This is a genomic window from Klebsiella quasivariicola (assembly GCF_002269255.1).
Lineage (GTDB): Bacteria > Pseudomonadota > Gammaproteobacteria > Enterobacterales > Enterobacteriaceae > Klebsiella > Klebsiella quasivariicola.
The window spans coordinates 793,027-807,120 of the sequence record NZ_CP022823.1; the positions used below are offsets into that span (position 1 = coordinate 793,027).

14 protein-coding genes and 1 other RNA gene are annotated in these 14,094 nt (G+C 57.3%); 11 read left to right on the top strand and 4 right to left on the bottom strand.

Features of this window, described 5'->3' with window-relative positions:
• Positions 1-51 precede the first annotated feature (51 nt).
• The 3 genes from argO (at position 52) to B8P98_RS04040 (ending at position 2,998) form a co-directional block, all read left to right on the top strand.
• Positions 52-687: an arginine exporter ArgO gene (argO, locus tag B8P98_RS04030; protein ID WP_025714605.1), complete on the top strand. Its 636-nt coding sequence runs from the start codon at positions 52-54 to the stop codon at positions 685-687.
• 89 nt (positions 688-776) lie between these two features.
• The gene (locus tag B8P98_RS04035; protein ID WP_025714604.1) at positions 777-1,553 is read left to right on the top strand and encodes an oxidative stress defense protein; all 777 of its coding nucleotides are present in this window, start codon (positions 777-779) and stop codon (positions 1,551-1,553) included.
• A 116-nt stretch (positions 1,554-1,669) separates the two neighbouring features.
• On the top strand, positions 1,670-2,998 hold the full coding sequence (locus B8P98_RS04040; protein WP_080896980.1) for an IS4 family transposase: 1,329 nt from the start codon (positions 1,670-1,672) through the stop codon (positions 2,996-2,998).
• Between the two features lie 46 nt (positions 2,999-3,044).
• Here B8P98_RS04040 and argP read toward each other — a convergent pair whose 3' ends face one another.
• Positions 3,045-3,938, bottom strand: coding sequence for a DNA-binding transcriptional regulator ArgP (gene argP, locus B8P98_RS04045; protein WP_008806448.1), 894 nt, complete (start codon positions 3,936-3,938; stop codon positions 3,045-3,047).
• A 167-nt stretch (positions 3,939-4,105) separates the two neighbouring features.
• On the opposite strand from argP, the gene rpiA reads away from it, so the two are divergent.
• Together rpiA and serA are read left to right on the top strand one after the other, a co-directional pair.
• Entirely contained in the window at positions 4,106-4,765 is a 660-nt protein-coding gene (gene rpiA / locus B8P98_RS04050) for a ribose-5-phosphate isomerase RpiA (RefSeq protein ID WP_002916495.1), read from the top strand.
• Positions 4,766-5,034: 269 nt separating this feature from the next.
• A complete protein-coding gene (serA, locus tag B8P98_RS04055; RefSeq protein ID WP_087805907.1) occupies positions 5,035-6,267 on the top strand; it encodes a phosphoglycerate dehydrogenase in 1,233 nt (410 codons plus the stop codon).
• Positions 6,268-6,350: 83 nt separating this feature from the next.
• Here the strand turns inward: serA and B8P98_RS04060 are convergent, their stop codons facing one another.
• The 3 genes from B8P98_RS04060 to zapA all read right to left on the bottom strand — a co-directional run bounded on the left by B8P98_RS04060 (position 6,351) and on the right by zapA (position 7,600).
• Complete coding sequence (locus B8P98_RS04060; RefSeq protein WP_025712506.1) at positions 6,351-6,947, bottom strand: 5-formyltetrahydrofolate cyclo-ligase; 597 nt, start codon at positions 6,945-6,947, stop codon at positions 6,351-6,353.
• A 98-nt stretch (positions 6,948-7,045) separates the two neighbouring features.
• Positions 7,046-7,229, bottom strand: a non-coding RNA gene (ssrS, locus tag B8P98_RS04065) — 6S RNA.
• Positions 7,230-7,270: 41 nt separating this feature from the next.
• Entirely contained in the window at positions 7,271-7,600 is a 330-nt protein-coding gene (gene zapA, locus B8P98_RS04070; protein WP_004205298.1) for a cell division protein ZapA, read from the bottom strand.
• 166 nt (positions 7,601-7,766) lie between these two features.
• Between zapA and B8P98_RS04075 the strand changes: the two genes are divergently transcribed.
• The 6 genes from B8P98_RS04075 (at position 7,767) to gcvH (ending at position 14,004) form a co-directional block, all read left to right on the top strand.
• A complete protein-coding gene (locus tag B8P98_RS04075; RefSeq protein ID WP_002916486.1) occupies positions 7,767-8,345 on the top strand; it encodes a YecA/YgfB family protein in 579 nt (192 codons plus the stop codon).
• Between the two features lie 23 nt (positions 8,346-8,368).
• Complete coding sequence (gene pepP / locus B8P98_RS04080) at positions 8,369-9,685, top strand: Xaa-Pro aminopeptidase (protein ID WP_080925030.1); 1,317 nt, start codon at positions 8,369-8,371, stop codon at positions 9,683-9,685.
• Positions 9,682-10,860 (top strand): 2-octaprenyl-6-methoxyphenyl hydroxylase, encoded by a 1,179-nt coding sequence (gene ubiH, locus B8P98_RS04085; protein WP_080925029.1) that lies wholly within the window; start codon positions 9,682-9,684, stop codon positions 10,858-10,860. Before pepP ends, ubiH begins: the two co-directional genes overlap by 4 nt.
• A 10-nt stretch (positions 10,861-10,870) precedes the next feature.
• Positions 10,871-12,073, top strand: a complete 1,203-nt coding sequence (gene ubiI / locus B8P98_RS04090; protein ID WP_080925028.1) for an FAD-dependent 2-octaprenylphenol hydroxylase — start codon at positions 10,871-10,873, stop codon at positions 12,071-12,073.
• 422 nt (positions 12,074-12,495) lie between these two features.
• Positions 12,496-13,590 (top strand): glycine cleavage system aminomethyltransferase GcvT, encoded by a 1,095-nt coding sequence (gene gcvT, locus B8P98_RS04095; protein WP_080925027.1) that lies wholly within the window; start codon positions 12,496-12,498, stop codon positions 13,588-13,590.
• Between the two features lie 24 nt (positions 13,591-13,614).
• Complete coding sequence (gcvH, locus tag B8P98_RS04100; RefSeq protein WP_023290979.1) at positions 13,615-14,004, top strand: glycine cleavage system protein GcvH; 390 nt, start codon at positions 13,615-13,617, stop codon at positions 14,002-14,004.
• Positions 14,005-14,094 lie beyond the last annotated feature (90 nt).

Below are 14,094 nucleotides of genomic sequence, written 5' to 3' on the forward strand. Positions count from 1 at the left end.
TCCATTCGCGATATAGTCAGCGCCACTCTCGAACACAGCGGAAAAATCCTTATGTTTACCTATTACTTTCAGGGCCTTGCCCTGGGAGCGGCAATGATTTTGCCGCTTGGCCCGCAAAATGCTTTTGTAATGAATCAGGGGATCCGTCGTCAGTATCATCTGATGATTGCCCTGCTGTGCGCGCTCAGCGACCTGCTGTTGATCTGCGCCGGCATTTTTGGCGGCAGCGCGCTGCTGATGCAATCCCCGTGGCTGCTGGCAATCGTGACCTGGGGCGGCGTAGCCTTTTTACTCTGGTATGGCTTCGGCGCACTGAAAACGGCGTTTAGTCAGAGCATTGAACTCGCCAATGCTGAGGTGATGCAGCAGGGGCGCTGGAAAATCATTATTACCATGCTGGCGGTCACCTGGCTGAACCCGCACGTTTACCTTGATACTTTTGTGGTGCTGGGCAGTCTGGGAGGCCAGCTGGCCGTCGAACCGAAGCGCTGGTTTGCGTTGGGGACCATTAGCGCCTCTTTCCTGTGGTTCTTTGGTCTGGCGCTGTTAGCTGCCTGGCTGGCGCCGCGGCTGCGTACCGCCAAAGCCCAGCGGATCATCAATATTGTGGTCGGTGCCGTCATGTGGTTTATTGCGTTTCAGCTGGCAAAAGAGGGCGTCAGTCATCTCCAGGCGTTATTCAACTAAGCGTTGTCCGATGGACTTTCCCGCTGTACGCGCTAAGCTTGCTGGCATGCGTCCCGTAAGGGCGATTTAAGTAACATGGAGAAACGACAGTGAAGTTAAAAGTTTTAGCCCTGGCGGCAGCACTCGGATTTAGCACTATGGCGGCACAGGCCAGCGAATTGCCGGATGGTCCGCACATTGTGACTTCAGGCACAGCAAGCGTTGCCGCGGTTCCGGATATCGCCACCCTGGCGATCGAAGTGAACGTGTCGGCAAAAGACGCCGCGTCGGCAAAAAAACAGGCTGACGATCGCGTTGCGCAATATCTCTCTTTCCTTGAAAAGAGCGGTATTGCCAAAAAGGATATCAGTTCGGCGAATCTGCGTACCCAGCCTGATTATGACTATCAGAACGGGAAAAGCATTCTGAAAGGCTATCGCGCGGTGCGCACCGTGGAAGTGACGTTGCGCCAGCTGGATAAACTAAACGGTCTGCTGGACGGCGCGCTGAAAGCGGGGCTGAACGAAATTCGTTCCGTATCGCTGGGCGTTGCGCAACCGGATGCCTACAAAGATAAAGCGCGTAAAGCAGCGATCGATGATGCCGTGCATCAGGCGCAGGAGCTGGCGGCTGGCTTCCACAGCAAGCTGGGGCCGGTTTACAGCGTGCGTTACCACGTCTCTAACTATCAGCCGAGCCCGATGGTTCGTATGATGAAGGCGGCTGATGCCGCGCCGGTTTCCGCGCAGGAAACCTACGAGCAGGCGACGATTCAGTTTGACGATCAGGTTGATGTGGTCTTTGAACTGCAACCAGCGCAGGCTGCCGCGCCGGCAAAACCGGCTGAAGCACCGAAACCGGCAGAAGCGCCGAAACCAGCGCAGTAAGCGTTAGAAACAAAAAAGCCACTACTCTGAAGTAATGCCGATCAGTTAAGGATCAGTTGATCGATCCAGTGGCTGTGTAAGAATCCGGAAATGCTCACCCGTTTCCGGATTTTTTTATGCACATTGGACAGGCTCTTGATCTGGTATCCCGTTACGATTCTCTGCGTAACCCACTGACTTCTCTGGGCGACTATCTGGACCCGGAACTCATTTCCCGCTGTCTGGCCGAAGCCGGTACCGTCACCCTGCGCAAGCGTCGCCTGCCGCTGGAAATGATGGTCTGGTGCATTGTCGGCATGGCGCTTGAACGTAAAGAACCCCTTCATCAGATCGTCAACCGTCTGGACATCATGCTGCCGGGCAGTCGTCCCTTCGTCGCCCCCAGCGCGGTGATCCAGGCCCGTCAGCGTCTGGGAAGCGAAGCCGTCCGCCGCGTATTCTCGCAGACAGCACAGCTCTGGCATAACGCCACGCCGCATCCACACTGGTGCGGCCTGACCCTGCTGGCCATTGATGGTGTGTTCTGGCGCACACCGGACACACCAGAGAACGATATCGCCTTCCCCCGCCAGACGCATGGCGGAAACCCGGCACTCTACCCACAGGTTAAAATGGTCTGCCAGATGGAGCTGACCAGCCATCTGCTGACGGCAGCAGCCTTCGGCACGATGAAAGACAGCGAAAATGCGCTCGCGGAGAAACTTATAGAGCAAACCGGCGATAACACCCTGACGCTAATGGATAAAGGCTATTACTCACTGGGTCTGCTGAACGCATGGAACCAGGCGGGAGAACACCGGCACTGGCTGATCCCTCTGAAAAAAGGCGCGCAGTACGAAGAGGTCAGAAAACTGGGTAAAGGCGACCACCTGGTGAAGCTGAAAACCAGCCCGCAGGCACGAAAAAAGTGGCCGGGTCTGGGAAATGAGATGACAGCCCGCCTGCTGACCATCACGCGCAAAGGAAAAGTCTGCCATCTGCTGACGTCGATGACGGACGCCATGCGCTACCCCGGCGGGGAAATGGCGGATCTGTATAGCTATCGCTGGGAAATTGAGCTGGGTTACCGGGAGATAAAGCAGACGATGCAACTGAGCAGGTTGACACTGAGAAGTAAAAAGCCGGAGCTTGTGGAGCAGGAGTTGTGGGGCGTGTTGCTGGCTTATAATCTGGTGAGATATCAGATGATTAAAATGGCAGGGCAACTGAAAGGATACTGGCCAAATCAGCTGAGCTTCTCAGAGTCCTGCGGGATGGTGATGCGGATGCTAATGACGTTGCAGGGCGCTTCACCGGGTCGTATCCCGGAGTTGATGCGTGATCTTGAAAGTATGGGGCAGTTAGTCAAGTTACCGATAAGGAGGGAAAGGGTCTTCCCAAGGGTGGTGAAAGAGAGGCCTCAGAAATACACCACCGCCCTGAGAAAGGGCCAGTCAGTTGCTTAACTGACTGGCATTACTACTCTGAAGTGGCTTTTTTTACGCCTGCCATTTAATCCTGACGCAGCACCTTGTGACCGTAGTCGATGAGCGCATCGGTCACCCTGCGCATCATGCGGCTTTCCGGCGCAAAGCGGTGCCAGTACAGCATACGACGCTGGAACAGACCGGGCGTGAGGTCAATAAGCTCGCCGCTTTTCAGCTCTTTTTCGATCTGCAGATGCGGGATCATACAACAGGTCGTGCCCTGGCGCGCCAGCTGCACGAAAGCTTCCGACGAGTTGACGATGTGGCAGGGCACGCTGCCCGGCGGCAGATCGAAGTTTTGCTGCAGGAACGCCTGATGCATATCGTCCAGATGGTCGAAGGCGACGACCGGCGCTTTCAGCAGCGCCGAACGCGTCACGCCGTTCGGGAAATAGCGTTGCGCAAACTCTTTTGAAGCGACAAACAGGTAATCGAGCGCGCCGAGCTGATCCACCAGGCAGCTTGGCAGCGCCTGTGGCTGGATACTGACTGCGCCCACCACTTCACCACGGCGCAGACGCTCCTGGGTGCGGGTTTCATCTTCCACCTGCAGGTTGAGACGAATAGGGGAGTCTGACAGAACGTTGGCCAGCGCCGGCAGCAGCCAGGTGGCCAGACTGTCGGCGTTCACCGCCAGCGACAGCAGCAGCGGTGTGGAACCGGTTTGTTCATCGCCCAGCCACTCCTCCTCCAGCAGTTCAACCTGGCGCAACAGGGCCAGCAGTTTCTGTCCTTGCTCGGTGGGGCGCGGCGGAACGGTACGCACCAGCAGCGGCTGGCCGAACATATTTTCCAGCTGCTTAATACGCTGTGAGACGGCGGACTGGGTAATACATAGCTTCTGCGCGGCGCGCTCAAATCCTCGTTCCCTAATCACCGCATCCAGTGCTTGTAGTGTCCTGTAGTCCGGTCGTTTCATTATTCTGGCGTGCCCCCATAACTAATCGTTATCTCGCACTATGACATAAATTTTTATTTGATACAGACGAAATTGGTCTGCTCAGTTGTGTGATCTGCATCGCAGGGACATTTCCACTGTCGATGTTCTATAATGCGCCACAGGCATTCACATCTCGGACCATAATTATGACGCAGGATGAACTGAAAAAAGCGGTAGGTTGGGCGGCGCTGCAATACGTACAGCCAGGGACTATTGTCGGCGTAGGCACCGGCTCGACGGCGGCCCATTTTATTGATGCGCTGGGCACCATGAAGGGGCAGATCGAAGGGGCGGTTTCCAGCTCTGACGCCTCCACCGAAAAGCTCAAGAGCCTCGGGATCACCGTCTTCGATCTCAACAGTGTCGATCGCCTGGGGATCTACGTTGACGGCGCGGATGAGATCAATGGCCACATGCAGATGATCAAAGGCGGCGGCGCGGCGCTGACCCGCGAGAAGATTATCGCCTCGGTGGCGGATAAATTTATCTGCATCGCCGACGCCTCCAAGCAGGTTGATATTCTGGGCAAATTCCCGCTGCCGGTTGAAGTCATTCCGATGGCGCGCAGCGCCGTGGCGCGTCAGCTGGTTAAGCTGGGCGGCCGCCCGGAGTACCGTCAGGGCGTGGTGACCGATAACGGCAACGTGATCCTTGACGTACACGGTCTGGAAATTCTCGATGCTATCGCGCTGGAAAACGCGATCAACGGCATTCCTGGCGTGGTGACCGTGGGGCTGTTCGCCAACCGTGGCGCCGACGTGGCGCTGATTGGCACTGCCGACGGTGTGAAGACCATCGTAAAATAGTCTGTCCGCAGGGAGCCAACCGGCTCCCTCGCAAATATTTTTTCACCTGGCGCAATTTGGTGACTTCTGTCACATTTATGCAACCAATCTGATTTACAAACTACCATTCCTCCTCTTTCTGGTGTTTTGTCCTGTCATTTCCTTGTGGATGACATTTCTTCAGGACGGTGACGCAAACGTTCATATTGCCGCGATAGTTTTTTTTGATATGTTGCTCAGACGAACTTTCGTTCAGCACGACATCAGTTAAGACAAAACAGGACGGGGAAATGGCTAAGGTATCACTGGAAAAAGACAAGATTAAATTTCTGCTGGTTGAAGGTGTGCATCAAAAGGCAATCGATAGCCTTCGCGCAGCGGGTTACACCAACATTGAATTTCATAAAGGCGCGCTGGATTCCGAACAGCTGAAAGCGTCGATCCGTGATGCCCATTTCATCGGCCTGCGTTCCCGTACCCATCTGACTGAAGAGATTTTCGCCGCGGCGGAAAAACTGGTCGCAGTTGGCTGCTTCTGCATCGGTACCAACCAGGTTGATCTGAACGCCGCCGCGAAGCGCGGTATTCCGGTATTTAACGCGCCATTCTCCAATACCCGTTCGGTGGCCGAACTGGTGATCGGCGAGCTGCTGCTGATGCTGCGCGGCGTGCCGGAAGCCAACGCCAAAGCGCACCGCGGGGTGTGGAACAAGCAAGCGGTCGGTAGTTTCGAAGCTCGTGGTAAAAAGCTGGGCATCATTGGCTACGGCCACATCGGCACCCAGCTTGGCATTCTGGCGGAATCGCTGGGCATGCATGTCTTCTTCTATGATATTGAAAACAAACTGCCGCTCGGCAACGCCACTCAGGTACAGCATCTCTCCGACCTGCTGAACATGAGCGATGTGGTCAGCCTGCACGTGCCGGAAAACGCCTCCACCAAAAATATGATGGGCGCGGAAGAGCTGGCGCTGATGAAGCCGGGCGCACTGCTGATCAACGCCTCCCGCGGTACCGTGGTGGACATCCCGGCGCTGTGCGATGCGCTGGCCAGTAAGCATCTGGCCGGGGCGGCTATCGACGTCTTCCCGACCGAACCCGCGACCAACAGCGATCCCTTCACTTCACCGCTGTGCGAGTTTGATAACGTGATCCTGACTCCGCACATCGGTGGTTCCACTCAGGAAGCGCAGGAGAACATCGGTCTGGAAGTAGCTGGCAAGCTGGCGAAGTACTCTGACAACGGGTCAACCCTGTCGGCAGTTAACTTCCCGGAAGTTTCTCTGCCGCTGCACGGTGGTCGCCGTCTGCTACATATCCATGAAAACCGGCCGGGCATCCTGACCGCCATCAACCAGATCTTCGCCGCGCAGAGCATCAACATTGCCGCCCAGTATCTGCAAACGTCGCCGCAGATGGGTTACGTGGTTATTGATATTGAAGCGGAAGAGGATGTTGCCCAGCAGGCGCTGCAGGCAATGAAAGCGATCCCGGGGACTATCCGCGCCCGTCTGCTGTTCTAATCATTTTTGCCTCTCGGGCAGGGCGCGTACCTGCCCGTTTTTTTGTTAATACTTTCCAGGCTGAAATTCTCGTCCCCGCGTACCTACCAACACCAGGTTTTTCCCGGGGTGATGACCGCCGGCAGCGGGATATCCCACTCTTCGCTCGGCAGGCTTTCCACCTGCTGGCAGTCGTGCGCGTAGCCCACCGGCTGCAGGCGATACTGCTGCCAGTTTTGCAGCGTGCGGTCGTAAAAACCGCCGCCCATTCCCAGCCGCTGGCCGCTGGCATCGAAGGCCACCAGCGGGGTCACCAGCACATCGAGTTCAGCCAGCGGCAGCACGTCCCGCACATCGAGCTTCGGTTCGCGGATTTTCAGGCGATTCACTCTCAGTTCGCTCTGCGGATGGTAGTGTAGGAACAGCAGATTGCCTGGGCTGAACGGATGTAGCACCGGCAGATACACCCGCTTGCCGGTGCGCCAGAGCTGGTCGATCAGCGGCTGGGTGTCCAGTTCGCCGTCAAAAGAAAGAAACAGCGCCACGGTATGGGCGAGAACCACCGGCGGCCAGGCCATCATCCGCTCTGCGGCTTGCAGGGCAAACTGCCGCTGTTGCTCCGGGCTGAGCGCGCGTCGACGCTCGCGGATCTGCTGGCGAATGTGCTGTCGGGAGAGCAGGGTATCGGGCTGTAGGGTCATGCTGGTCTCATTACGAGCAGGCGAAACAATACGGGCAAGTGTAATACAGAGCGGCATCAGCCGAAAACAGATGTGGGGGATAATACGAAGTAAGGAAGGGAATCTCCGAGATGCCGCCGCAGGCTGTAACCCTTGAACCCTTGGTTCAAGGTGAATGTGTCGTCACAGTTTTAAGGCTTCTCGGACGAACCGAGCATGCTCACCAACCGTGGAGCGCCACATTCTTGTGGTATGAAATATCGGCTCAGGGGACTGGCCCGCTTGCAAACATCTCAGAGAAATTTTGTTCCTGGAATTACTCTAACACAGTTAACTGCAAAGTGTTATTCAAACTTCGACCCTGGTCTTTCGCTTATGCGACCTTGCTCAAGCAATGCTTGTTCGATGGTCTGCTGAAGCATCCGAATGCGCTGCTCCATGCTGGAAGCGTAGTCGCGGGTCTTCGCTTTTTCCTGAGTCAACTCATAGCTGATGTTCAACGCGGCGATGAAGACCAGCTGCTCAGTATTTGTGACTCTAGTGCGTTCTTTTAAATCTTGCAACCGCTGATTAAGGTCTTCAGCTGCCTGATTCAGGGCATCCCTTTGTTCAGGCGGGCAATTCACTCGCAGTGAACGGCCGAAAATTTGGAGATCTACGGGTTGTGCAGACATGCCACCTTCCTGCTGATTGACTGCGCTGCCTTCACACCCTGACCCGGGTCTGCGAAGGGGCGACACTATAGCTACCCTGGTGCGAAGATACAAGCCCTATTCTGGTTCACCAGGGTCCAAAGTGGTAGCATACCATGAATATTCCTCCCAACGATGACGAATGCGCATGTCTATACAGAACGAAATGCCTGGTTACAACGATGTAGACCAGTTACTGAACCAACAAGGGGTAGGTCTCACCCCGGCCGAAATGCACGGTTTGATCAGCGGATTGCTGTGCGGCGGCAACACGGACAGCAGCTGGCAGCCGCTGGTACACGACCTGACCAACGAAGGCCTTGCCTTTGGTCATGAGCTGGCTCAGGCGCTGCGTAACATGCATTCCGCCATCAGTGACTCTCTGGATGACGACGGTTTCCTCTTTCAGCTGTATCTGCCGGAAGGCGATGCGGTAAGCGTCTTCGACCGCGCCGACGCCCTTGCCGGCTGGGTCAACCACTTCCTGCTTGGCCTTGGCGTCAGCCAGCCGAAGCTGGATAAAGTGAAAGACGAGACCGGGGAGGCGATTGACGATCTGCGTAATATTGCCCAACTGGGCTACGATGAAGACGAAGATCAGGAAGAGCTGGAGATGTCTCTGGAGGAGATTATCGAGTATGTCCGCGTTGCCGCACTGCTGTGCCACGACACCTTTGCGCGTCAGCAGCCAACCGCACCGGAAGTCCGCAAACCGACATTACACTAACTAAAATTCGTTCAGGGGGCGTCATGACTCAGCAGGAATTTCTCTCGCGTCGCCAGGCGCTGTTGGCGCAGATGCAGCCAGGCAGCGCGGCGCTGATTTTCGCCGCACCGGAAGCGGTGCGTAGCGCAGATTCAGAGTATCCCTACCGGCAGAACAGCGATTTCTGGTACTTCACCGGCTTCAATGAACCGGAAGCGCTGCTGGTGCTGATCAAAAGCGATGAAACGCACAATCATAGCGTGCTGTTTAACCGGGTGCGCGATCTGACCGCTGAGATCTGGTTTGGTCGCCGTCTGGGCCAGGAGGCCGCGCCGGCGAAGCTTGGCGTCGACCGGGCGCTGGCATTTAGCGAAATCAACCAGCAGCTGTATCAGCTGCTCAACGGCCTGGACGCTATCTATTTCGCCCAGGGCGAATATGCCTATGCCGATGAGATTGTGTTCAACGCCCTCGAAAAACTGCGCAAAGGCTCGCGTCAGAATCTGCAGGCGCCGAATTCGGTCATCGACTGGCGGCCCATGGTGCATGAGATGCGCCTGTTTAAATCCGCGGAAGAGCTTGCCGTGATGCGTCGCGCCGGGGAGATCACCGCGCTGGCCCATACCCGGGCGATGGAAAAATGCCGCCCCGGCATGTTTGAATATCAGCTGGAGGGCGAAATTCTCCATGAATTCAACCGCCATGGCGCGCGTTTCCCGTCCTATAACACCATCGTTGGCGGCGGCGAAAATGGCTGCATTCTGCACTACACCGAAAACGAATCCGAACTGCGTGATGGCGATTTAGTGCTGATTGACGCCGGCTGCGAATACCGCGGCTATGCGGGCGATATCACCCGCACCTTCCCGGTTAACGGTAAGTTCACCCAGCCGCAGCGTGAAATCTACGATATCGTGCTGGAATCGCTGGAAACCGCGCTGGATCTGTATCGTCCGGGCACCTCCATTTATCAGGTTAATCAGGAAGTGGTGCGCATTATGATCACCGGCCTGGTACGGCTGGGGATCCTGAAAGGCGAGATTGACGAGCTCATCGCCAACAACGCCCACCGCCCGTACTTCATGCACGGCCTGAGTCACTGGCTGGGTCTGGATGTGCACGATGTCGGCAATTACGACACCGACCGTTCGCGCATACTGGAGCCGGGTATGGTGCTGACCGTCGAGCCGGGGCTGTATATCGCCACCGACGCCGACGTACCGGCGCAGTATCGTGGTATCGGCATCCGTATTGAAGATGACATCGTTATTACCGAGGACGGTAACGAAAATCTCACCGCCGGTGTGGTGAAGAAGGCGGATGAGATCGAGGCGCTGATGGCGGCGGCGCGCCAGTCATGAGCGTGCTGATCGTCGGCGGCGGGATGACCGGGGCGACGCTCGCGCTGGCCATCTCCCGTTTGACCGGCGGCGCCCTGCCGGTCCATCTGATTGAGGCGCAGGATCCGCATTCGTCACGCCATCCCGGTTTTGACGATCGGGCAATTGCCCTGGCGGCCGGTACCTGCCAGCAGCTGGCGCGCATTGGTATCTGGCAGACCCTGGCTAAACGAGCGACGCCCATCCAGCGGGTCCACGTCAGCGACCGTGGTCACGCTGGTTTTGTGAACCTGGCGGCGGCCGATTACGGCTTGTCGGCGCTGGGGCAAGTAGTTGAACTCCACGATGTTGGTCAGCGGCTGTTTAGCCTGCTGCGCGAGGCGCCGGGCGTCACCCTGCACTGTCCGGCGAAAGTGGAAGCGGTCAGCCGCCGCGAGGAGAGCGTCAGCCTTACGCTTGAGGGCGGCGAAATCATCAACGGTAAGCTGCTGGTGGCGGCGGACGGTTCCCGTTCGTCGCTGGGCGCTCACTGCGGCATCAGCTGGCAGCAGCAGCCGTATGAGCAGATAGCGATCATTGCTAACGTTAGCACTGCGTTGCCGCACGAAGGCCGCGCCTTCGAGCGCTTTACCGAGCATGGTCCGCTGGCGATGCTGCCGATGTCGCAAGGGCGCTGTTCGCTGGTGTGGTGCCATCCGCAGTCGCGGCGCGACGAGGTGCTGAATTGGTCTGACGAACGTTTTTGCCAGCAATTACAGCAGGCGTTTGGCTGGCGGCTGGGGCGTATTACCCATGCCGGTAAGCGCAGCGTCTATCCGTTAGCCTTAACCACCGCCACCCGTGCGGTGTCGCATCGCCTGGCGCTGGTCGGTAATGCGGCGCAGACGCTGCATCCGATCGCCGGGCAGGGCTTTAACCTCGGCCTGCGCGACGTGATGAGCCTGGCGGAGATGCTTGCCGATGCGCATGTGGCCCGCGACGATGTGGGCGATTATTCCCTGCTGTGCCGCTACCAGGCACGGCGGGCAGGTGATAAAGCCGCCACTATCGGTGTCACCGATGGGCTGGTGCATCTGTTTGCCAACCGTTGGGCGCCGCTGGTGGCGGGGCGCAACGTCGGTCTGATGGCCATGGACTTATTTACCCCGGCGCGCGATGCGCTGGCGCAGCGTACCCTCGGTTGGGTTCCCCGTTAAGGAGTAGAACGTGCAAAGTGTTGATGTTGCCATTGTTGGCGGTGGAATGGTGGGACTGGCGGTGGCCTGTGGTTTACAGGGCAGCGGCCTGCGCGTCGCGGTGCTGGAGAAAGCAGAACCACAGCCTCTGGCCGCCGATGCGCCGCCGGCGCTGCGCGTTTCGGCAATCAATGCCGCCAGCGAAAAGCTGCTGACGAAGCTGGACGTCTGGCGCGAGATCGTTGCCCAGCGCGCCAGTTGCTATCACGGCATGGAAGTGTGGGACAAAGATAGCTTTGGTCGCATTAGCTTCGACGACCAGAGTATGGGCTTTAGCCATCTGGGCCATATTATTGAAAATGCCGTGGTGCATCACGCGCTGTGGCAGAAAGCGCAACGCTGCGCTGACGTCACCCTTCTGGCGCCGGCGGAACTTCAGCAGGTGGCGTGGGGCGAGAATGAAGCCTTTCTCAGCCTGCAGGACGGCAGCATGCTCACCGCCCGGCTGGTGATCGGCGCCGATGGCGCCAATTCGTGGCTGCGCAATAAAGCCGATATTCCATTGACCTTCTGGGATTATCATCATCATGCGCTGGTGGCGACCATCCGTACCGCTGAACCGCACCAGGCGGTGGCGCGCCAGGCGTTCCATGGCGAGGGTATTCTGGCCTTCCTGCCGCTGAGCGATCCGCATTTGTGCTCGATCGTCTGGTCGCTGTCGCCAGCGGAGGCGCAGCGGATGCAGCAGGCCGATGCAGCTGAGTTTAATCAGGCGCTGAACATCGCCTTCGATAATCGCCTTGGCCTTTGCCAGCTTGAAAGCGAACGGCAGGTTTTCCCGCTGACCGGACGCTATGCGCGTCAGTTCGCCGCCCATCGTCTGGCGCTGGTTGGCGATGCCGCCCACACTATTCATCCGCTGGCCGGGCAGGGGGTAAACCTTGGCTTTATGGACGCCGCCGAGCTTATTGATGAGCTGAAGCGCCTGCACGCTCAGGGGAAAGATATCGGCCAGCACCTTTATCTGCGCCGCTATGAGCGCAGCCGCAAGCACAGCGCCGCGCTGATGCTGGCGGGTATGCAGGGATTCCGCGAAATGTTCTCCGGCAGCCATCCGGCGAAGAAATTTCTCCGCGATATGGGGCTTAAACTGGCTGATACGCTGCCGGGCGTGAAACCGCAGCTGATTCGCCAGGCGATGGGCCTGAACGATCTCCCTGCCTGGTTACGTTAACCCCATCACACTTCTTCCACCCGGCCCCCGCGCCGGGTTTTCTCCCTCATTTGAAATATTCTAATTTCACCTCTTTTTTCGCATTAGTTTTATTAATGCGCTCTTTTTTTTGTTAAAGAAATTAGGCCCGTAAAATCGCATAAAACACCATCATTACCTTATCGATGAAAGCTTGATGTTAATTTTATGTGGCATAAATCGCTTTTTTCCAGTCAATAACTCTGTAGGCTTTTCGGCGGATTTTAGTCATAAGCTAATGTGATGCCCTGAATGAGCTTATGGTTTAGCGCCGGGTTCGGTGGTAAGTTCAGGCAAAAGAGAACGTTTGCGTCGGCGTCCGTCAGCGGTGCCGTCGCCGAATTTCGTGGCGCAAAATCGCCGACAATCTCGTGGCTGGTTCCGTTTTATTCGATGAGGAAAAGATGGCTCAACAGACTCCGTTGTATGAACAACACACGCTGTGCGGCGCTCGCATGGTGGATTTCCATGGCTGGATGATGCCGCTGCATTACGGGTCCCAGATTGATGAGCACCACGCGGTGCGCGGCGATGCAGGGATGTTCGATGTGTCGCATATGACCATCGTCGATTTCCACGGCAGCCGGATCCGGGAGTTCTTGCGCTATTTACTGGCCAACGATGTGGCGAAGCTCACCACCCCAGGTAAAGCGCTCTACACCGGCATGTTGACCGCCTCCGCCGGCGTCATCGACGACCTGATTGTTTATTTCCTTTCTGAAGATTATTTCCGCCTCGTTGTTAACTCCGCCACTCGTGAAAAAGACCTCGCCTGGATTTCCGAACAAGCCGAACCTTACGGCCTTGAAATTATCGTTCGCGACGATCTGTCGCTGATCGCGGTGCAGGGCCCCCAGGCGAAAGCGAAGGCGGCGACGCTGTTCACCGACGCTCAGCGTCAGGCCGTGGAAGGCATGAAGCCGTTCTTTGGCGTGCAGTCCGGCGACCTGTTTATCGCCACCACCGGTTATACCGGCGAAGCGGGTTATGAAATCGCGATGCCGAACGAGCAGGCGGCGGATTTCTGGCGCGGTCTGCTGGACGCTGGCGTTAAGCCGTGTGGTCTTGGCGCGCGCGATACTCTGCGCCTGGAAGCCGGGATGAACCTGTACGGCCAGGAGATGGACGAAGGCGTTTCCCCGCTGGCGGCGAACATGGGCTGGACTATCGCCTGGGAGCCCGCCGATCGTAACTTCATCGGCCGCGAAGCGCTGGAGATGCAGCGCGAAAAAGGCACCGAGCAGCTGGTTGGCCTGGTGATGACCGAGAAAGGCGTCCTGCGCGGCGGCCTGCCGGTCCGTTTTACCGATAGCGACGGTAATCAAAAAGAAGGCATTATCACCAGCGGCACCTTCTCGCCGACGCTGGGCTACAGCATCGCGCTGGCTCGCGTGCCGGCCGGAATTGGCGACACCGCGGTGGTGCAGATTCGTAACCGTGAAATGCCGGTAAAAGTGACTAAACCTGGTTTTGTACGCAATGGCAAAGCCATTGTGTGATTTCCCTTTTTTGGAGATGAATTGATGAGCAACGTACCAGCAGAACTGAAATACAGCAAAGAACACGAGTGGCTGCGTAAAGAAGCGGACGGCACCTATACCGTCGGGATCACCGAGCACGCGCAGGAGCTGCTTGGCGATATGGTTTTCGTTGACCTGCCGGAAGTGGGCGCCACCGTTGAAGCGGGCGCCGATTGCGCCGTTGCCGAATCCGTGAAAGCGGCTTCCGATATCTACGCGCCGATTAGCGGTGAAATCGTTGCCGTCAACGAAGAGCTGAACGACTCGCCGGAACTGGTCAACAGCGACCCGTATACCGACGGCTGGATCTTCAAAATCAAAGCCAGCGACGAAGCGCAGGTTGCCGCGCTGCTGGATGCGACCGCCTATGAAGCTCTGTTAGAAGACGAATAAATACGCTTCATCCTTCACGCTGCAGGGGCGTTGGCTTCCTGGCTCCCCCCGGTCACTTACTTTTGTAAGCTCCCGGGGAGTCGCTGTGTC